The organism is Citricoccus sp. NPDC079358 (genome assembly GCF_040702545.1).
GTDB lineage: Bacteria > Actinomycetota > Actinomycetes > Actinomycetales > Micrococcaceae > Citricoccus.
The window spans coordinates 22,517-40,468 of record NZ_JBFBLI010000002.1 but is presented as its reverse complement, the minus strand read 5'-3'; the positions used below and the strand labels follow the sequence as shown (position 1 = coordinate 40,468).

Genomic DNA, 17,952 nt, shown 5'->3' with positions numbered 1-17,952 from the left:
GTGTGCACCCTCCGCCTGCGTCATCTCCACCGCCCCTGTCGGCGCGCACGACCCCAACGGGGGACGGCCCAGCTGGTGTACTTTTGTGGCCTCGTGGGTAGCGTGTCCCCATGAGTATCGACATACCCTCCGCTGAAGACTTCGCCGAACTCACGCAGCACCGCCATCCCGCGAGCGTGACCGTGTATGTTGCCCCGTCCGGTTCGAGCGAGAATCGATCGCCGATCGGCAGGAATCCCGAAGCAGCCCAGTTGTCCTTGCGCACGGCCGTGGGTGAGGGCGTCGCCCAGCTGGCGGTCGCCGAGGTCCCCGCCGAGGACCTGGACCGGATCACTGGCGCCGTGGACCAGCTCGTGGACGACCGCGACTTCTGGTCCACCCAAGCCCGCTCGCTGGCCGTCTTCGTCTCACCGCTCGGGCTGCGGGCGTTCCGGCTCATGAATAACCTCCGCACCCATGCGGGCGTCGGCGACCGATTCGACGCGGGGCCGTTGATCCGGGCGACCACCTTTGCCCACAGTGGATTCGTGCTCGCCCTGACGAAGGGCTCGGTCCGCCTGCTGGTGCTGGAGTCGGACGCCTCCTGCCATGAGGTGGAACTGACCGGGCTGCCCGAGGACCTCGGCCTGGAGTTGCAGACCGCGGACAACGAGGGCCGGATGGACCGCCAGCGGGCGGACGGCTCCCTGCGGCCCAAGATCCAGCGCCGCGACTACTGCTCCACGGTGCAGGAGGCAGTCCTGCGCCAGATCAACGGCTCGAACCACCCGCTGGTGCTGGCGGCCAGCCCCGATCTCGAACCGGCGTACCGGGAGATCAACACCTACCGGCGTCTGGTCGACGAGGGCATCACGGCCAATCCGGCCTCCCTGGGCCTGGACGACCTCGCCCGCCGGGGCCGCGAGGTCCTGGATCGAAACTACGCCGCCCAGCTTGCGGACTGGAGGGAACAGTTCGGCACCCTCCGCGCCCACGGCCGGGCCAGTGCGAAGCTCCGCGAGATCGCCAAGGCCGCCACGGCCGGCCAGGTGGACGTCCTCCTGTTCGACCTCACGGCGGAACGCGAGGGCACGATCGATGAGTACGGCAATGTCACCCCCGCGGACGAGCCGAGCGCGCACACCTATGGGTTGGCGGACGAGGTCGCGGCCCGCGTCCTGCGCACCGGCGGCACGGTCAAGGCGGTCCGCGGGGCGGACCTTCCCGACGGCGCCAGGATCGCCGCGACGTTCCGTTCGGCCTCCTGAGGGCACCGGGCTCCGACGGTCCCCGAGCGCGTGGCGACGCTCAGGTACTGTCCATCAAGCCGGCGTCGCGGGCCACGAGTGCTGCCTGAGTGCGCGACTGGACACTGAGCTTGGCCAGCACCCGGGAGACGTGGGTCTTCGCCGTGGCCTCGGAGATGCCCAGCTCACGCGCCAGTTGACTGTTGGAGACTCCCGCCCCCAACTGGGTGAGGACATCGCGTTCCCGCACCGTGAGGCGTTCCAGCTGCGCAGTGGCCTGGCCGTCGTCTGCCGGGCTGTTCCGGGCACTGGCGGTCACGAGCTCCCGGAACACGCGTCGGGTCACCTCGGGGGCCACCACCCCCTCCCCGGCGGCCACCCGGCGCACGGCGGACACCAGCTCCGCGGCCTCGGCCGTCTTCAAGAGGAATCCGGCCGCGCCAGCACGGATTGCGGACAGAACCACCTCGTCCTCGTCGAAGGTCGTCAGGACCAGTACGGCGGCGGTGCCCTCGGACACGATCTCCCGGGTGGCGGCCACGCCGTCCACCACCGGCATCCGGACATCCATCAGCACCACGTCCGGGCGCAAGGCCCGGGCGTTGACGACTGCCGCCGCACCATCGGAGGCCTCCCCCACCACCTCGATCCCCTCGGCCCGCTCGAGGAGGGCCTTCAGGCCGGAGCGCACGGTGCCGTGGTCATCGGCCAGCACGACCCTGATGCTCATGCCGCGGACTCCGAAGACTCCAAGGACCCTGCCGATTCCACGGGCACCTCAGCGCGGATCCGCCATCGGCCGTCGGCCCGCGTGATCTGCACCGTGCCGCCCACGGCCCGCAGGCGCTCACGCAGGGAGGACAGACCGATGCCGGGACCGGCCTCACCGGAGGCCGGTGGCTCGACGGGCGGGGCCGGCGTCGGATTCTCGATGTCCAGGCGGACCACCGTGGGGAGGCCGGACAGGCGCAACCGCACGGTGCCGGTCCCATGCTTGGCGGCGTTGGCCAGGCCCTCCTGGGCGAACTGCAGCAGCGCTTGGCCCACGGCGGGTCCGACCTCGACCGGCTGCAACTCGGCGGACACCTCCACCCCGGCGGCCTCGGTGCGTTGGAGCAACCCCGGGAGGGCTTCCAGTCCGTCCCTCACCTGCAGGTCCAGTGGTTCGCCGGGTTGGTGCAGCAATCCGATCATGGTGCGCATCTCGTCCAGGGCCGCCAGCGATGCACTCCGGGTGTGCTGCAGGGCGCGGCGGTCCAGTTCGGCATCCGGTGCACCGGACAGGGCCGCCGTCGAGTGCAGGGCGATGCCGGACAGGTGAGCGGACACGGTGTCGTGGAGTTCACGGGCCATGGCGGTGCGTTCGCGGCGGACCGCCTCGGTCCGGTCCCGTTCCGCCTCGCGCCGTGCGGTCTCGGATCGTTCGCGTTCCCAGAAGGTGGCGGCACTGGCACGGGCCGCCCGGTCGTCGCCATTGCGCACCTCTGCGCCCCACCAGAACGGGATGGCGACGCCCGCGGTCAGGGTCAACGCCACGGGCAAGGCATAGTCCTCGCCGTGCGGGAGGGCCGCCACCACCGCCCAGAGCGCGACGACGGCCATCCCGGTCAGCCCGATGGACCACCGGCGCTGGTGTGGTTCGGCGCGCCGGGCCAGGGTGTACGCGGTGTCCGCCCAGGCGAGGAAGACTCCCACGTGCAGCCCCAGTGCTGCATCCGCGACGGCGGCCGCGGAGGCTAGCGTGAAGCCGGCCGTCACGTGCCGGCGTTGGAGGAGGATGGCCGCGCAGGCCACCAGCAGGGGCAGCACGTGCCACCCCTCGGATCCAGTCCGGGCCCCGGCCAGCGGCGGTGCCATGCCCCAGGTGGAACCGGATGCCAGCAGGGCCAGCCCGACGGCGAGGTACACCAGGGGCGAGAGGGCGGCCAGTCGGGATCGGTTCACGGTCTCCATGCTAGACATCGCCGAATGGGGAGCGAGTCAGCCGAAAGGGGTACCTCCCCGATCAGTCCTTTGGCGGACGACAGCCCGGGCCGGCCCGGGAAGGCTGGACGGCATGGACTTCTTGAACGTCATTGACCCGTTCTCCGGCGGACCGCTGTTCGCCATCCTTGCCGTCCTCGCCCTGGTGGACAGCACCAGCTTCGGCACCCTGGCCATCCCCGTGTGGCTCCTGATGGCTCCGGGCAGGGTCAGGGTCGGCCGGATGCTGCTCTACCTGGGGACGATCACTCTGTTCTACTTCGTCGTCGGGCTCGCCGTGCTGCTGGGTGCCGGGTGGATCGTGGAGAACCTGGGACAACTGATGGAATCCCGGCTCGCCATGGCGTTCGGGATGATCCTCGGGGTGGGGCTGTTCCTCTGGAGTTTCCGCCTGGACTCCCCCGCCGCCAAGGAGCGGGCACGGTCCGGCAACGGGCGTCTGGCAGCGTGGCGCCGGCGGGCCACCGGGCAGGAGCCGGGCGGGTTGGGCTCCCTGGTGGGTCTCGCCCTCGGGGCTGGACTGGTGGAAGTGGCCTCCATGCTGCCGTATCTGGCCGCCATCGGGCTGATCGCGGCCCAGGGACCGGGCTGGCCGGCGTCGCCGTTGTGGCTGGCGGGCTACTGCCTGGTGATGGTCCTGCCCGCGTTGGTGCTGCTCGCTGCGCGGTGCGGCGCCGGGCGCCTGGTCGAGCGCCCGCTGGCGCGGCTGGATGCCTGGTTCGCCCGGCATGGTGCGAGCACGGCCGCCTGGGTGGTGGGCGCCGTCGGCGTGGTGCTGGTGCTGAACACCGCACCGGCCGTGCTCTCGGCCGATGCGGTGTCCGTCGGACTGCCCGCTGGGCTGTCCGCTGCCGTGATGGCGTACGACTGGTGAGGCCCGCGGTCAACGGTCAGCCGCTGCAGGGCCTCTCCGATCCCCCAGGCGCGTGGGAGGGTGTCAGTCGATGCCCTTCATGGCCTTGTGGATCGGCTTGGAGACCAACAGCATGACGACGCCGATACCGATGGTCACGGCCCCGAGGACACCGAAGTAGGTGCCCTCGTTCTCGGCACTGTAGAACCCGGCCAGCGAGCCGGCCAGCGCGGTGCCCAGCGCAACGGACAGGTTGTACAGGGCCACCATCATCACCGGGAAGTTCAGCGGTGCGAGCTTGGTGGACAGGGACAGCCCCACCGGGGAGACCAGCAGCTCGCCCATGGTCGCGGCGAAGAGGATCAGCGCGATCCACAGCACCGGGACGGCTGCGGTGCTCACCATCGGCAGGAACAGCAGGAACGCCGAGCCCATCAGGGCGATGCCCAGGGCGAACTTCACCGGGGTGTTCGGCTGCCGCTTGCCCAGCCGGGTCCAGAGCCACGCGAACACCGGGGCGAAGAGGATGATGAAGACGGGGTTGATGGACTGCACCCACGGGATGGGCATCTCCCAGCCGAGGATCTCGCGGTCGAGCCGGGTGTCGGAGTACAGGGTGATCACGGTGAACTGCTGCTGGAACAGCGCGAAGAAGGCCGCTGAGCCGATGAACAGCGGGATGAACGCGATCACGCGGGACCGTTCCATCCCGGTCACCTTCGAGGAGGCCAGGAGGTAGGCGAAGATGGCGACCGCGGCCGCGGCCGCGAGGATCACCACGACGTCGGCCAGATTGCCGGCGTGGACCACACCGGTCCCGAGCAGGACGCCCACGACCACCAGGGCGGCCGCGGCGATGGCGATCCACTTAGGGTACTGGCGGCGCGGCAGCGGATCCGGAACGGCGTGCACGTCCTCAGGGAGGTCCTTCCGGCGGAGCGAGTACTGGAGGAGGCCGATGCCCATGCCGAGCGCGGCGAGCCCGAAGCCGAGGTGAAAGCCCCAGCTTTGCTGGACCCAGCCGGTCACCAGCGGACCGAAGAGCCCGCCGATGTTCACACCCATGTAGAAGATGGAGAAGCCGGCGTCCCGGCGCGGGTCCTCGCGGGTGTAGAGGTGTCCCACGAGGTTGGCGACGTTGGCCTTGAGTCCGCCGGAGCCCACCGCCACCAGGAGCAGTCCGAGCACGAGACCGGGGATGCCCGGCACGAGGGCGAGCGCGATGTGGCCGGCCATGATGAGCAGCGCGCTGTAGAACATCGCGCGCTCAGATCCGATCAACCGGTCCGCCACCCAGCCGCCGAGGATGCAGAAGACGTAGACCATGCCGCCGTAGGCGCCCACGATGCCCGTGGCGACGCCCTCGTCGATCCCCAGACCGCCCTCAGTGGCCTGGAAGTACATGTAGATCAGCAGGATGCCCTGCATGCCGTAGAAGGAGAACCTCTCCCACATCTCGACGCTGAACAGGTTGGCCAGGGTGCCGGGCTGGCCGAGGAAGGTTCGCCCCGATGGGTTGCGGTCCCCCGCGCTCGGCTCGCCGGTCCGGGTCTCGGTGACGTGCGTCAGGCCGGGGTCGCCGGTTTTGCCCAGCTCGTGGGGCTCATGGGAAGGGGGTTTTTTCACCCGTATACCGTGCTCCTGTTTGCCCGTCATTGCAAATCCCGGCACGTCCGAGCAATTCCGGGCGTACGGTGGGGTCAACCTGACGGCGCGCCGGGCGGGGCTTCTCAACCGGGCCGCCAGTCATGCTGTCGATGCGAAAGGACCGTGATGACGCAGAACTTCTCCGTGGGCGACCACGTGAGCTGGAACTCCGAGGCCGGACAGGTCTCCGGGACGATCACCAAGGTGCATACCGCGGACTTCCAGTACAAGGGACACACCCGCCGGGCCTCGAAGGACGATCCCCAGTACGAGATCCGTAGCGACAAGACCGACCATGTGGCCGCCCACAAGGGCGGGGCGCTGACAAAGCTGACAAAGAACGACGGTTGAGCCGTTGGGCACGGCAGCAAGGCCCTTCTACACCGTCGGCCACTCCAACCGTCCCCTGGAGGAGTTCCTGGGCATCCTGGAAGCGGCCGGAGTCGGCCTCGTGGTGGACGTGCGCAAGTTGACCGGGTCACGGCGGAACCCGCAGTTCAACGACGATGGCCTGGCCGACTCGCTGTCCGCAGCGGGCATCGGCTACCGGAAGCTGGAGGCCCTCGCAGGGCGACGGACGGTGTCCCGCGAGACCCCCTTCGAGGTGAATGCCTTCTGGCAGAACCGCAGCTTCCACAACTACGCCGACCACGCGCTGACCGACGGCTTCCGGGACGGCCTGGACACGCTCCGCGAGTGGGGTACTGCGCAGACGGTCACCGTGATGTGTTCCGAGGCCGTGTGGTGGCGGTGTCACCGCCGATTGATCGCGGACCACCTACTCGCCCGCGGGGAACAGGTCCTGCACCTAATGGGACCGGAGAAGGTGACGCCGGCCGAGATGACGGCCGGCGCCGTCGTCGGCCCCGGAGAGGGGAACGTCACCTATCCGGCCCGGTGATCGGCACCCTCACCGGACGCCGCCAGCGCGTATTCGACCGAGACGCGCCGGTAGACGGGCGTGAGGAACGCCAGGGCGGCGGCCACCACCATGACGAGCCCGGCCAGGAGGAAGACCAGCGCGATACCGCGGGCCGTGCCGTCGCCGAGCAAGGGGGCCAGGACCGCGGCGCCGGCCTCACTGCGGGCATAGGGGATGATCCACACCTCGGCGAGCGGGGCGACCACCAGCGCGGTGACTGGGGCGGCGGACGCCTCGAAGGCCAGGGCGAAACCGAACACCCGGCCCTGCCGCTCGAGCGGGACCACGCGTTGGATGACGGTCTGCTCGGCGGCCTCCACCGCCGGGATCAGGCACATGTACAGCCAGATGCCCGCGACGTACAACCACCCCCATTCGCGCAGGGTGAAGGTGGCCCCGATCAGGCCCATGACCATGACCACCACCAGCATGGTGCGCAGAGGGTTGCGACCCAGGCCGAACTTTCCGATCACGGCACCACCGATGATGAACCCGGTGGAGGCCAGGGCGAAGACCAGACCCCATGCCTCCACGCTGAACAGTTCGAGGCCGTAGGGGTCCATCAGGGCCATGTAGACGCCGCCGATGAAGTTGTTGAAGGTGCTGAACAGGATGAGGGCGAAGAGGCCGGACACGGCCATCACCGCACGCCAGGACCCGGCCAGGTCGAACCCGCCATGGGCATCGGAGAGTACGGGGACCGTCTCCTCCGGAAGGCGAACCGTCAGCAGGTGCAGGTACGCCGCAGCCGTCAGCACCAGCGCGATGACCACGGTCGGCCCCATGCCGAGCAGTCCGATGGACAGCCCCGAGAGCACGGACGTGACCATGAAGGCGATGCCCTGCACCATGCCGACCAGACCGTTGGCGTTCGCCCGGCGCTCATCCTCGATCAGGATGGTGACCGTGGTGGACAGGGCGACGTTGCGCAGGTTCTCCACCACGGCCCCGATGAGCACCAGCAGGGCGAAAATCCAGAACCAGGGGCCCTCCAGCCGTGCGATCTGGTCCGCCGGAGCCAGCAGGAACACGGCGCCTGCAGCCAGGAACATCGCCAGGGTGAACAGGGCCGCCAGGCGCATCAGGTCGAGTTTGCGGTAGCGGTCCACCAGCGTGCCGAAGCTGATGGAGGAGCCGGCGAGCAGCAGCATGTAGACCCCGCCGGTCACGCCGGTGGCGATGACATTGCGGGTCTCGAGGTAGATCCAGAACGTCAGCCCGAACCAGAGGTAGCTGGTGGTCAGGTTGGCCACGGCCGTGTTCGCGAGGATCTGGGCAAAGGTGCGCCAGCGTTCTCGGGCGGGGCGCGTGAGCTGAGCCACCCGTAGAGCGTAGGCCCGGCCCGGACCGCAGCGGTAGGCGCGGGTGACGGCGGCCATGGGGCGTTCGCGGGCACCGGCACCCGCGCTCGTGGATCAGGTCCGGGTGACGCGGACGACCACGTCCTGCAGGGTGACGGAGCGCTCCCCCGCCTCCACGGTGCGAGTGCTCTCGTCAGCGCGCTCCACAGTCCAGCCCGGTGCCGAGAACAGCCCGGTGATCCCGGCCCGGGTGGCCGTGGACCCCTCCGGGTGCCCGGATCGGTCATGTCCATCACGCCCGTCCTGCTGACCATGCTCGCCGTGCCCATGGTTGCCGCCGTGCGTGTGGTGTCCGGCGTGCGGCGCGTGCAGGTGCCCCACGATCAGCAGGGTGCCGCCGGGCGCCACCCAGGAGGCGATGCGCTCGTAGAAGGCCAGCTGCCCGGAATCGGGGTGTGCGTAGTGGGTCACCACCAGGTCCCACGTCCGGCCCGGTTCCCACTGGGTCAGGTCCGCCTCCATCCAGGACACGCGGCCGGCTATATCCTCGGCCTCGGCCCGGGTAGCCGCGGCGGTCAACGCCGTCGCGGAGATGTCTGCACCGGTCACCTGCCAGCCTCGGTGGGCGAGCCAGAGCGCCTCGGTCCCCGTCCCGCAGCCCGCGTCCAACGTGGTGGCCGGTGCCAGGTGTCCGATCTCAGCCTCGAGATAGGGACTCACCGGCATCGGCTGACGGGCGTCCTCCCCCGCCTCGGCGTCGGGCGTCCAATGCCGCTCCCAGTACTCCTGGTCGAAACGGTGCTGTCCTCGCGGATCGTCCTCTGTATGCATGCCGCTACCCTTCGTGCCGTGGCGTGTTCGTGCCGTCGTCGTTGTCGTGTTCTCTCCAGACTCGCCGCCACCATCCCGAAATGCAAACCTTTGTGCCGAATGGCAAACTGGTGGGATGAACGAAACTCTTGAAGAGACCCTGGACGCCGTCGGGCCACGCCTGAAGCAACTGCGACTGCGCCGCGACGTCACGCTCACCCAGTTGGCGGCCGAAACTCGGATCTCGGCCAGCACCCTCTCTCGGCTGGAGGCCGGACTGCGTCGGCCGACCCTGGAACAGCTGCTGCCCCTGGCCCGCTACTACGGCGTCACCATCGACTCCCTCGTGGACGCCCCGCGCACCGCGGACCCCCGGCTTGACCTTCGGCCGATGTCCTGCCCTGACGGGTCGGTGATCATCCCGCTGAGCCGCAGGCCCGGAGGCGTCCAGGCGTACAAGTTCGTCCGCCCCACCGGAAGCGACGATCTCGTCCCCGATCCACGAACCCATGAAGGTCATGACTGGGTGTACGTCCTCAATGGGACCCTGCGCCTGGTCCTCGGAGACCAAGACCTCCGCCTGAAGGCCGGGGAGGCCGCCGAATTCGACACCCGCACCCCGCACTGGTTCGGCGCCACCAGTGCCGGACCTGTCGAGTACCTCTGTCTCGTCGGCCGCCAGGGAGAACGTGCTCACCTCCGGGCGGTCGTCCCGGCTGGAGACTGACGGCGCCTACCCGCCCCGCCGTGGCCCAGTGGCCACCCTGACCACCTCCAGGCAAACTCACGCAAACCCAGCAAACCCAGGCAAGCGAAAAGCCCGGACCCCATCTGGGGTCCGGGCTTTCGCCGATCTCCTGAGAGATCATATGGTCGGGCTAGCGGGATTTGAACCCACGACCTCTTCACCCCCAGTGAAGCGCGCTACCAAGCTGCGCCATAGCCCGTGGAACTGATCCTCACCGGATCAATCCACCAGTCAACTGTACACCACCGTCAGCATGGTCCCGGACCAGCGGGACGGTGACGGCCGCGGCGATGCCGTCGGTCGTGACCGCAGCACGGATCAGCCGACCCTCACCACCATCTTGCCGGTGTTGCCCCCGCGCATCATGTCCAGGAATGCGTCCACGGTGTGCTCGAGGCCCTCCACGACGGTCTCCTCAGCGGTGACGTCTCCGGCCGACAACCACCCCGTCATACGTTCCCGGAACTCCTCGGTGACCTCCGGATGCTCGGAGGCCACCTCGGCCACGATGAATCCCTGCATCCGCAGGCGTCGGGTGACCATGTTGCCCATGTTGTCCGGTCCGGCCGGGCGTTCAGTGGCGTTGTAGCTGGAGATCGCCCCGCACAGTGCCAGCCGGCCGAAGTCGTTCATGACCTCCAGGGCGGCCTCCAGATGGTCGCCGCCCACATTGTCGTAGAACACGTCCACACCCTCGTGCTCCAACGCCCGCACCAGTTGCTCGCGGATCGGCGCGTCCCGGTAGTTCAGCGCCACGTCAAAGCCGTACTTGTCCTTCAGCAGACCGACCTTCTCAGCGGACCCGGCGGACCCGATCAGGCGGGCGGCACCCAGTTGCCGGGCCATCTGGCCGACGGCGGTGCCCACCGCACCCGCGGCACCGGAGACGAACAGGCTGTCCCCCGGGCGCAGCTCGGCGACCCTCGTCAGCCCCACGTAGGCGGTCAGTCCGGGCATGCCCAGCAGGCCCAGGTACAACGAGAGGGGCAGATCGTCGAGTTCCGGCACGGCTTGGAACGTGGAGGCGTCATCCTGAACCGCGTCGGTCCAGCCGTGCTGGTGCAGCACCGCGGTGCCCTCGGGCAGGTCGTCCGCCGCGGACTGCACCACCCTGCCGACGGCACCACCGGTGATGGTCTCCCCCAGGCCGTAGGGCTTCACGTAGCTGCGGCCCGCATTCATCCGCCCACGCATGTAAGGATCAACCGAGATGAACTCGTTGGACACCCGTACCTGGCCGGGCTCCAGCTCGCCGTGGGCGACCTGGTCGATCGAGAAGTCCTCGGGCGTCGGCTTCCCCTCGGGGCGGGAGGTCAAGCGGATCTCGGAACTGGTGAACGGGGACATGCACACTCCTTCAGGTCGGTCGTCTCCTGGGACCGACCCTACGCCCCGTGCCTCAGCGCTTCCTGGTCCGCTTCTCGCGTACGCGCATGCCCAGCTCGATCGGGCTTCCCTCGAAACCGAACGTCTCACGCAGGCGCCGGATGATGAACCGGCGGTAGCCGGGCTCCAGGAACCCGGTGGTGAACAGCACGATCCGCGGCGGCTGGGTGGAGGGCTGGGTGGCGAACAGGATGCGGGGCTGCTTGCCGCCACGCACGGGGTGCGGGTGAGCCGCCACGAGCTCACCGAGGAAGGCATTGAGCTTGCCCGTCGGGATACGGGTGTCCCAGGAGTCCAGCGCCGTGTCCAGAGCGGGCACGAGGCGGTCCTTGTGCCAGCCGGTCTTGGCCGACAGGTTGACGCGTGGCGCCCAGGCCACGTGGGCCAGGTCCCGGTCGATCTCCCGTTCCAGGTAGGTGCGGCGGTCCTCGTCCATGAGGTCCCACTTGTTGAACGCCAGGACCACGGCCCGGCCGGAGTCCAGCACGAGCTGCAGGATGCGCACGTCCTGTTCGGAGAGCACCTCCGAGGCCTCCAGCAGCACCACGGCCACCTCGGCCTTGTCGAGGGCAGACTGGGTCCGCAGCGAGGCGTAGTAGTCGGAGCCGTGGGCCATGTGCTGCCGGCGGCGGATGCCGGCGGTGTCCACGAAGCGCCACATGCGGCCGCCCAGCTCGACGAGCTCGTCCACCGGGTCACGCGTGGTCCCGGCGGTCTCGTCCACCACCACGCGGTCCGAACCGGCGAGCTGGTTCAGCAGCGAGGACTTGCCCACGTTCGGCCGGCCCAGCAGCGCCACTCGACGGGGGCCCCCGCGCGGGATGAGCCCACCGTAGGCGGTCACCTCGGGCAGGGCATCCATGGCAGCGTCCAGCAGGTCGCCGGTCCCCCGGCCGTGCACGGCGGAGACCGGGAACGGCTGGCCCAAGCCCAGGCCCCACAGCGAGGCCGCATCGGCCTCCTGGGAGATGTCGTCCACCTTGTTGGCCACGAGCAGCACGGGGCGGCCCTTGCGGCGCAACAGCTTGACAACGGCCTCGTCGGTGGAGGTGGCGCCCACCGTGGCGTCCACCACGAACAGGACGGCGTCGGCCACGTCCACAGCGCGTTCGGCCTGCTCGGCCACGCGCTGGTGGATTCCCTTGGCGTCATGCTCCCAACCGCCGGTGTCCACCACCGTGAAGGTCTTGCCGCCCCATTCGGACTCGTAGCTGACGCGGTCCCGGGTCACCCCGGGCACGTCCTCCACCACGGCCTCCCGGCGGCCGATGATGCGGTTGACGAGGGTGGACTTGCCCACGTTGGGGCGCCCGACGACGGCGAGCACCGGGGGTGCCGGCGCCTCCTCGGGCTCGGGGTCACCGTCCTCCCAGCCGCGCAGCAGTGCCGTGTCCTCCTCGTCGAGGTCGTAGTCCTCGAGCCCGGCTCGGAGGGCCTCGGCCCGCTGATGGGCCTCCTCGTCGGAGAGGGCGGCCAGCTTCTCCTCGATCTGGTCACTGCCGATCGGCTGGTACTCGGTGCCGTCGTCCGGCGTTGATGCTCCGGCGTCGCGTGACGCACTGTTCTCGGTGCTCATGCGCGGTCCCCTTCCGGGTTGGTCGTCTGTTGTGTTGTCCGGTTGGACTGTTGGCGGGTGATCTCGGCCAGCATGGCCTCGATGGTCGCCTCGAAATCGAGTTCGGTGGAGTCCACCAGGCCCACCCCGTCGGAGGGGGTCATGAAGTCCACCACGGTGGAGTCCTTGGCATCCCGGCCGGACACCTGCTCGGCCAGATCCTTCGCCTCCACGGTGCCTCCCAGCTGGGCGGCGCGGCGGGCCGTGCGTGCCTCGGCGGACGCGGTGAGCAGGATCCGCGCGTCGGCGTCGGGAGCCACCACGGTGGTGATGTCCCGCCCCTCGGCCACGATCTTGCGGTGCGCGTCGATCTCGGCGCGCTGACGGGCCACGAGCAGCTCGCGCACGGCACGGTTGGTGGCCACCACGGACACGACGGCGGAGATGCCGGGTTCGCGGATGGCCTCAGTGATGTCGTCGGTGCCCACCACCACTCGTTCGTGGTCCGGATCCACGGACAGGACCAGGTCCATGTCCTGGACCGCGGCGACGACCGCGTCAGGGTCGTCGAGGACGCCCTGATGGTGGCAGTGCCACGCGACGGCCCGGTACATGGCGCCGGTGTCCAGGTAGGCGGCATCGAGCCGGCGGGCGATGGCCCGGGAGACCGAGGACTTGCCGGAGCCGGAGGGCCCGTCCACGGCCACGACGAGGCGCTGGCTCGGGGGCCGGAGCCCGGTTGGGGTTGTCGTCTCGGTCATTCAGACCACCTTCCATCCCTGCGCAGTCAGCGCGTCCGTCAGATCCTGTTTGCGCCCGGGCAGCACGGAGATCTCCAGCATCCCGACCTCGTAGCCCGCGGAGTGGTCCATGCGCAGGTCCTCCACGTTGACGCCAGCCTCCCCCACATCCTGCAGGACGGCTGAGATCTGCCCCGGGGTGTCGTCCACAATCACGGTGACCACGGCGAAGGCCTGCGGCGGGGCGCCGTGCTTGCCCGGGATCCGGGCGTGGCCGGCGTTGCCCTCGGCGATCAGCTGGGCGATGTCCAGCCGGGCTCCAGGGGCCAGGGGTTCCTCCATGGTGGTGATCAGCCGGTCCAAGTCCTCGCGCACCCCGTAGAGGATCTGCAGGATGTCCGGCGCGTTGGCCGCCAGGATCTGAACCCACAGCTGCGGATCCGACGCCGCGATGCGGGTGGTGTCCCGCAGCCCGTTGCCGGACAGGGCCAGGGACTGGGCCGGGGTCTCCTGCAGCCGCGATGACACCAGTGAGGCGGCGATCTGCGGCAAGTGGGAGATCAGGGCCACCGAGGCATCATGGTCCTCGGCGGACATCCGGTGCACGGTGGCCCCGAGCACCCGGGCGATCTCCTCCGCGACGGACACGGCCTCCGGCGAGGTGTCCCCGCCCGAGCAGACCACCCAGGGGGCGGCGGTGAACAGGGCACCGCGAGCGGCCACCGGACCGGAGCGTTCGCGCCCGGCCATGGGGTGGGTGCCCACGTACCGTGCGGCCTGCGCCGGCGTCAGCTGCCCGCCCACGACGGCGGCGTCCACCTCACGCCGGATCGTCCCCTTGACGGAGGCGATGTCCAGCACGACGGCGCCCGGGAACCGCACGAGCGAATCGATGACGACCTGTCCGGCGACATCCGGTGGTGCAGCCACCACGACGACGCCAGGCGACGGGGCTGCCGTGAGGTCACCCGGGAAGGCCTGGCCGGCACCGATGTCCACGGCGACCGCCTGGGCCGACGGGGAGGGGTCGGAGAGGTACGTGTCCGCTCCGGCGGACCGCAGGCCGAGGCCGATGGAGGTGCCCAGCAGCCCGGTTCCGCGGATCAGCACCGGTTCGGGGATACCCCGTGGCGCCATCACAGGTTCACGGCGGCCATGAGGTGGCCCTGTTCCTGGCGGCCCATCTGGCGGATGGTGCCCTGCTTCTGGTCGCCGAGGCTGATGGGGCCGAACTTCACCCGGACGAGGCGCTCGACCGGGTACCCGACCTCCTTGAACATGCGGCGCACGATCCGGTTCTTGCCGGAGTGCATGACGACCTCCACCAGCACGTGGCCCGGCGTGGAGTCCACCAGCTTGAACGAGTCCACCTGGGCGAAGCCGTCCTCGAGCTGCATGCCCTCCTTGAGCTGCGCGCCGACGCCCTTGGCCATCGGACCGTGGACCTGGACGAGGTAGGTCTTGGGGATCTCGAAGCTCGGGTGGGTCAGCCGGTTGGCCAGTTCACCGTCGTTGGTCAGCAACAGCAGGCCCTCGGTCTCGGTGTCCAGGCGGCCCACGTGGAAGAGGCGCGTGGAGTCGTACTTGCCCTTCCTGAGGTAGTCGGAGATGCACGGCCGGCCATCGGGGTCGTCCATGGTGGAGACGACGCCGCGGGGCTTGTTGAACGCGAAGTACCGCAGGGTGGTGTCCAACTGCAGGCGGAGACCGTCCACGTGTATGACGGCCGTGTCCGGATCCACACGGATACCTGTCTCGGTGACGACCTTGCCGTCCACCTCCACGCGTCCCTCGGCGATCAGGTCCTCACAGACCCGGCGGGAAGCCACCCCGGCGGAGGCCATAACCTTCTGCAGGCGCACACCCTCGGGGGTGTGGACCGAGGAGAAGTTCTGCTCCCGCTGAGCACGGTTGGGGCGGGTGGGTTTCTTGGCCGCCCCGAGGTTGCGGTCGTACCCCTTCTTGGAGTCGTCGCGGAACGGTCCGCCCCTCTGCCCGGGTCCCGGGGTGCCCCAGGATTTGCGCGGCTGCCCCGGGGAGGACTGGCCCTTGCCGGGCTTGCCCTGCTGTGGGTTGCTCGGCTGCGGTTTGCCGCGGTAGCTGTTGTTCTTCTTTCCGGAGCCTCCCGGCTTGCGGTCATTCATCAGTGTTCTGTCCTCTTCGTTGTGTTCAATTGATCGGAGTGGTGTGCCGTCTTGCTGGACGGCGGTCAGGTGTTGAATTCAGTCTGGTCCATACCGGCCAGTTCCGACAGGCCGGGCAGGTGGTTCGAGAGCTTGGGCAGCTCCTGGAGGCTGCCCACCCCCAGCGTCTCCAGCAGGTAGCCCGTGGTCTCGTACAGCACCGCCCCGGAGTGCGGGTCGCTGCCGGCCTCCGCCACGAGGCCCCTGCTGACGAGGGTTCTCATGACCGAATCGGAGTTCACCCCGCGGATTCCCGCCACGCGGGATCGCGTGACCGGCTGCAGGTAGGCGACCACGGCCAGGGTCTCCAGGGCGGCCTGGGTCAACCGTGCCGTCTGGCCTTCGACGATGAACCGCTCCACCACCTCTGCATGGGCCGGACGGGAGTAGATGCGCCAGCCGCCGGCAAGTTCGCGCAACTCGAAGCCGCGCCGTGGGGAGCCAGACAGTCCATCATAGTCGCTGGCGAGGGCTGAGAGCACATCGGCCACCTGCCGGGCGTCTGCACCGGTCGCCTCGGCCAGTTGAGCCACGGTGACGGGCTCGTCCACGACCATCAGCACGGCCTCGAGTTGTCCGCGCACATCCTCGAGCTCGCTCATGACCACTCCTCGTCGTCATCGGGACCGGGTTCCGGCCTCTCGTCGGGGGCATCCGGGTCCCACCGGACCACCAGTTCCCCCAACGGGACCTCCTGGTCGAAGGTGATGGCGCGATCCCGGAACATCTCCAACAGCGCGAGGAAACGGGCGACGATCACGAGGGTGGAGCCGGCGTCGGACACCAACTCGCGGAAGGCGAGCCGGCCGGCCTCGCGTAACCGGGCGGCCAGCAGGCCTGTCTGTTCGCGGACCGAGACGGCTGGGGCGTGCAGGTGCTCCAGGCTCACCTGTTCCGCCGGCTTCGGGGTCCGGGCGAGGACGTCCTCGGCCAGCGCGCCGAATTGCTCGGGGCTCAGCGTCCACACCAACTCCGGCAGCAGGGACGCGAAACGTGGATCCAGCGTGGCCTGGCGCGGGAAGCGACGGGCCTCGGCCCGCATCTTCTCGCTCAGGAGCGTGGAGATGTCGCGGAAGGCCTTGTACTGCAGCAGTCGGGCGAACAGCAGGTCGCGGGCCTCGAGCAGGGCCACGTCCTCCTCCGCGTCCGTGGTGCCGGCAGGAAGCAGCCGAGCCGTCTTCAGGTCGAGCAGGGTGGCCGCGACCACGAGGAAGGCGCTGGAGGCATCCAAGGCGGCCAGGTCCGGCCGGCCTCGTTGCCCTTCGGCCCGGCCGGGATCCAGCTCGGGGTCCAGCCCGGCACCGGCGTCATGCCGGAGGGTCCTCACGTAGGCGATGAACTCGTCCGTCACCTCGGCCAGCGCCACCTCGGTGATGTCCATCTGCCGGCGGGCGATGAGGGAGAGCAGCAGGTCAAAGGGTCCGGCGAAGTTGGTCAGGGTGACGGAGAACCCGGAGGGGACACCGTCCTCGGCGTCCAGGTTCTCGGACAGGCCGCCGGCCAGGTTCCTGGCGACGTCCGGGGCGGCTGCCCCGGCGCCTGGGGTCACGGCGCCCCGCCGCGCCAGATCAGTTCGCGGGCCAGTGTGCGGTAGGCCTTGGCGCCCTCATGGTTCTGGGCGAACGTGGTCATGGGTTCGGCGGCCACGGTGGCATCGGCGAACTTGATGGAGCGTTTGATCACGGTCTCGAAGACCCGGTCACCGAAGGCCTCGACGAGGCGGCTGACGACCTCTTTCGAGTGGAGGGTCCGGGCATCGAACATGGTGGCCAGCACGCCGTCGATCTCGAGGTCCGGGTTGATGCGGTCCTGGATCTTCTCGATCGTCTCCACGAGCAGCGCCACGGCGCGCAGGGCGAAGAACTCGGCTGTCAGCGGGATGATCACGCCGTGGGAGGCGGTCAGGGCGTTGACGGTCAGCAGGCCCAGGGACGGCTGGCAGTCCACGAGGATGACGTCATAGTCGTCTCGGACCTGGCGCAGGGACCGTTCCAGGACCTGTTCCCGGGCCACCTCGTTCACGAGCTGGACCTCCGCCGCCGAGAGATCGATGTTGGCCGGCAGGAGGTCGATGCCCTCGAACTCGGTCTCCACGATGGCATCCCGGGCGGTGACGGACCGTTCCATCATGACGTTGTACACGGTGGTGTCGAGTTCATGAGGGCTGACCCCGAGGCCGGCGGAGAGGGCTCCCTGGGGGTCGAAGTCGACCATGAGCACTCGCCGGCCGTAGCTGGCCAAAGCGGCACCGAGGTTGATGGTGGAGGTCGTCTTGCCGACCCCGCCCTTCTGGTTGACCATGGAGATCACGCGCGCTGGACCGTGGGTTTCCAACTGCACCGGCTCCGGGAATCCATGCTTGGGCCGTCCCGTGGGTCCGATGACCGGGTCACCGGTGATCATGAGGACTGGCGTGGGCTCTTCCTGGTTCACGATGCTGCCGTCTCCTGCCGTAGGTCCATGTGTCCGCCGTGCTGTGAGGTCGCCCACGCTGAACAACGTAAGCTGCTGCGGCATGGATACACCCTAGTCCGGATCGGCGTCCGCCCGGAAAATTCCCCGTCCTTGACGGCGAGCCTTGACGTTCAACCGAAGCCT

18 protein-coding genes and 1 tRNA gene are annotated in these 17,952 nt (G+C 69.3%); 5 read left to right on the top strand and 14 right to left on the bottom strand.

The window, feature by feature from the left end; genetic code table 11:
- Positions 1-110 precede the first annotated feature (110 nt).
- Positions 111-1,247 carry a hypothetical protein gene (locus AB0333_RS02665; protein WP_366217225.1) on the top strand — a complete coding sequence of 379 codons (1,137 nt, stop codon included), beginning with the start codon at positions 111-113 and terminating at the stop codon, positions 1,245-1,247.
- A gap of 40 nt (positions 1,248-1,287) precedes the next feature.
- Here AB0333_RS02665 and AB0333_RS02660 read toward each other — a convergent pair whose 3' ends face one another.
- The gene (locus tag AB0333_RS02660; RefSeq protein ID WP_366217224.1) at positions 1,288-1,956 is read right to left on the bottom strand and encodes a response regulator transcription factor; all 669 of its coding nucleotides are present in this window, start codon (positions 1,954-1,956) and stop codon (positions 1,288-1,290) included.
- Positions 1,953-3,170 (bottom strand): histidine kinase, encoded by a 1,218-nt coding sequence (locus AB0333_RS02655; RefSeq protein ID WP_366217223.1) that lies wholly within the window; start codon positions 3,168-3,170, stop codon positions 1,953-1,955. Before AB0333_RS02655 ends, AB0333_RS02660 begins: the two co-directional genes overlap by 4 nt.
- 112 nt (positions 3,171-3,282) lie before the next feature.
- Between AB0333_RS02655 and AB0333_RS02650 the strand changes: the two genes are divergently transcribed.
- Positions 3,283-4,083: a GAP family protein gene (locus AB0333_RS02650; protein WP_366217222.1), complete on the top strand. Its 801-nt coding sequence runs from the start codon at positions 3,283-3,285 to the stop codon at positions 4,081-4,083.
- A gap of 63 nt (positions 4,084-4,146) precedes the next feature.
- Here AB0333_RS02650 and AB0333_RS02645 read toward each other — a convergent pair whose 3' ends face one another.
- The gene (locus AB0333_RS02645) at positions 4,147-5,631 is read right to left on the bottom strand and encodes a peptide MFS transporter (protein ID WP_366217550.1); all 1,485 of its coding nucleotides are present in this window, start codon (positions 5,629-5,631) and stop codon (positions 4,147-4,149) included.
- A gap of 204 nt (positions 5,632-5,835) precedes the next feature.
- On the opposite strand from AB0333_RS02645, the gene AB0333_RS02640 reads away from it, so the two are divergent.
- On the top strand, positions 5,836-6,060 hold the full coding sequence (locus AB0333_RS02640) for a DUF2945 domain-containing protein (protein ID WP_366217221.1): 225 nt from the start codon (positions 5,836-5,838) through the stop codon (positions 6,058-6,060).
- 4 nt (positions 6,061-6,064) lie between these two features.
- Positions 6,065-6,610, top strand: coding sequence for a DUF488 domain-containing protein (locus AB0333_RS02635; RefSeq protein WP_366217220.1), 546 nt, complete (start codon positions 6,065-6,067; stop codon positions 6,608-6,610).
- On the opposite strand, the gene AB0333_RS02630 is transcribed toward AB0333_RS02635, so the two are convergent.
- Both AB0333_RS02630 and AB0333_RS02625 read right to left on the bottom strand, forming a co-directional pair.
- A complete protein-coding gene (locus tag AB0333_RS02630; protein WP_366217219.1) occupies positions 6,595-7,953 on the bottom strand; it encodes an MFS transporter in 1,359 nt (452 codons plus the stop codon). The genes AB0333_RS02635 and AB0333_RS02630 overlap by 16 nt on opposite strands.
- A 93-nt stretch (positions 7,954-8,046) precedes the next feature.
- A complete protein-coding gene (locus tag AB0333_RS02625) occupies positions 8,047-8,763 on the bottom strand; it encodes a class I SAM-dependent methyltransferase (protein WP_366217218.1) in 717 nt (238 codons plus the stop codon).
- 115 nt (positions 8,764-8,878) lie between these two features.
- Between AB0333_RS02625 and AB0333_RS02620 the strand changes: the two genes are divergently transcribed.
- On the top strand, positions 8,879-9,469 hold the full coding sequence (locus AB0333_RS02620) for an XRE family transcriptional regulator (RefSeq protein ID WP_366217217.1): 591 nt from the start codon (positions 8,879-8,881) through the stop codon (positions 9,467-9,469).
- 143 nt (positions 9,470-9,612) lie between these two features.
- Here AB0333_RS02620 and AB0333_RS02615 read toward each other — a convergent pair.
- The 9 genes from AB0333_RS02615 to AB0333_RS02575 form a co-directional block, all read right to left on the bottom strand.
- Positions 9,613-9,689, bottom strand: a tRNA-Pro gene (locus AB0333_RS02615).
- Positions 9,690-9,808: 119 nt separating this feature from the next.
- Positions 9,809-10,837 carry an NADP-dependent oxidoreductase gene (locus tag AB0333_RS02610; RefSeq protein WP_366217216.1) on the bottom strand — a complete coding sequence of 343 codons (1,029 nt, stop codon included), beginning with the start codon at positions 10,835-10,837 and terminating at the stop codon, positions 9,809-9,811.
- 52 nt (positions 10,838-10,889) lie between these two features.
- Complete coding sequence (gene der / locus AB0333_RS02605; protein WP_115931524.1) at positions 10,890-12,452, bottom strand: ribosome biogenesis GTPase Der; 1,563 nt, start codon at positions 12,450-12,452, stop codon at positions 10,890-10,892.
- Positions 12,449-13,192, bottom strand: a complete 744-nt coding sequence (gene cmk / locus AB0333_RS02600; RefSeq protein WP_115931525.1) for a (d)CMP kinase — start codon at positions 13,190-13,192, stop codon at positions 12,449-12,451. The genes der and cmk overlap by 4 nt, the downstream gene beginning before the upstream one ends.
- Positions 13,193-14,308: a prephenate dehydrogenase gene (locus AB0333_RS02595; protein WP_366217215.1), complete on the bottom strand. Its 1,116-nt coding sequence runs from the start codon at positions 14,306-14,308 to the stop codon at positions 13,193-13,195.
- A complete protein-coding gene (locus tag AB0333_RS02590) occupies positions 14,308-15,315 on the bottom strand; it encodes a pseudouridine synthase (RefSeq protein WP_366217214.1) in 1,008 nt (335 codons plus the stop codon). The genes AB0333_RS02595 and AB0333_RS02590 overlap by 1 nt, the downstream gene beginning before the upstream one ends.
- Positions 15,316-15,380: 65 nt before the next feature.
- On the bottom strand, positions 15,381-15,956 hold the full coding sequence (gene scpB, locus AB0333_RS02585) for an SMC-Scp complex subunit ScpB (protein WP_115931528.1): 576 nt from the start codon (positions 15,954-15,956) through the stop codon (positions 15,381-15,383).
- A complete protein-coding gene (locus AB0333_RS02580) occupies positions 15,953-16,858 on the bottom strand; it encodes a ScpA family protein (protein ID WP_245952448.1) in 906 nt (301 codons plus the stop codon). Before AB0333_RS02580 ends, scpB begins: the two co-directional genes overlap by 4 nt.
- Before the next feature lie 41 nt (positions 16,859-16,899).
- On the bottom strand, positions 16,900-17,757 hold the full coding sequence (locus AB0333_RS02575) for an AAA family ATPase (protein WP_366217549.1): 858 nt from the start codon (positions 17,755-17,757) through the stop codon (positions 16,900-16,902).
- Positions 17,758-17,952 lie beyond the last annotated feature (195 nt).

Bases quoted from the DNA above. Each gene is read 5' to 3' on its own strand.
- AB0333_RS02595 (WP_366217215.1), bottom strand. From the start codon at position 14,308: ATGGCGCCACGGGGTATCCCCGAACCGGTGCTGATCCGCGGAACCGGG.
- AB0333_RS02575 (WP_366217549.1), bottom strand. From the start codon at position 17,757: ATGATCACCGGTGACCCGGTCATCGGACCCACGGGACGGCCCAAGCAT.
- AB0333_RS02610 (WP_366217216.1), bottom strand. From the start codon at position 10,837: ATGTCCCCGTTCACCAGTTCCGAGATCCGCTTGACCTCCCGCCCCGAG.
- der (WP_115931524.1), bottom strand. From the start codon at position 12,452: ATGAGCACCGAGAACAGTGCGTCACGCGACGCCGGAGCATCAACGCCG.
- AB0333_RS02650 (WP_366217222.1), top strand. From the start codon at position 3,283: ATGGACTTCTTGAACGTCATTGACCCGTTCTCCGGCGGACCGCTGTTC.
- AB0333_RS02640 (WP_366217221.1), top strand. From the start codon at position 5,836: ATGACGCAGAACTTCTCCGTGGGCGACCACGTGAGCTGGAACTCCGAG.
- AB0333_RS02590 (WP_366217214.1), bottom strand. From the start codon at position 15,315: ATGAATGACCGCAAGCCGGGAGGCTCCGGAAAGAAGAACAACAGCTAC.
- AB0333_RS02660 (WP_366217224.1), bottom strand. From the start codon at position 1,956: ATGAGCATCAGGGTCGTGCTGGCCGATGACCACGGCACCGTGCGCTCC.
- cmk (WP_115931525.1), bottom strand. From the start codon at position 13,192: ATGACCGAGACGACAACCCCAACCGGGCTCCGGCCCCCGAGCCAGCGC.
- AB0333_RS02625 (WP_366217218.1), bottom strand. From the start codon at position 8,763: ATGCATACAGAGGACGATCCGCGAGGACAGCACCGTTTCGACCAGGAG.
- scpB (WP_115931528.1), bottom strand. From the start codon at position 15,956: ATGAGCGAGCTCGAGGATGTGCGCGGACAACTCGAGGCCGTGCTGATG.
- AB0333_RS02665 (WP_366217225.1), top strand. From the start codon at position 111: ATGAGTATCGACATACCCTCCGCTGAAGACTTCGCCGAACTCACGCAG.
- AB0333_RS02620 (WP_366217217.1), top strand. From the start codon at position 8,879: ATGAACGAAACTCTTGAAGAGACCCTGGACGCCGTCGGGCCACGCCTG.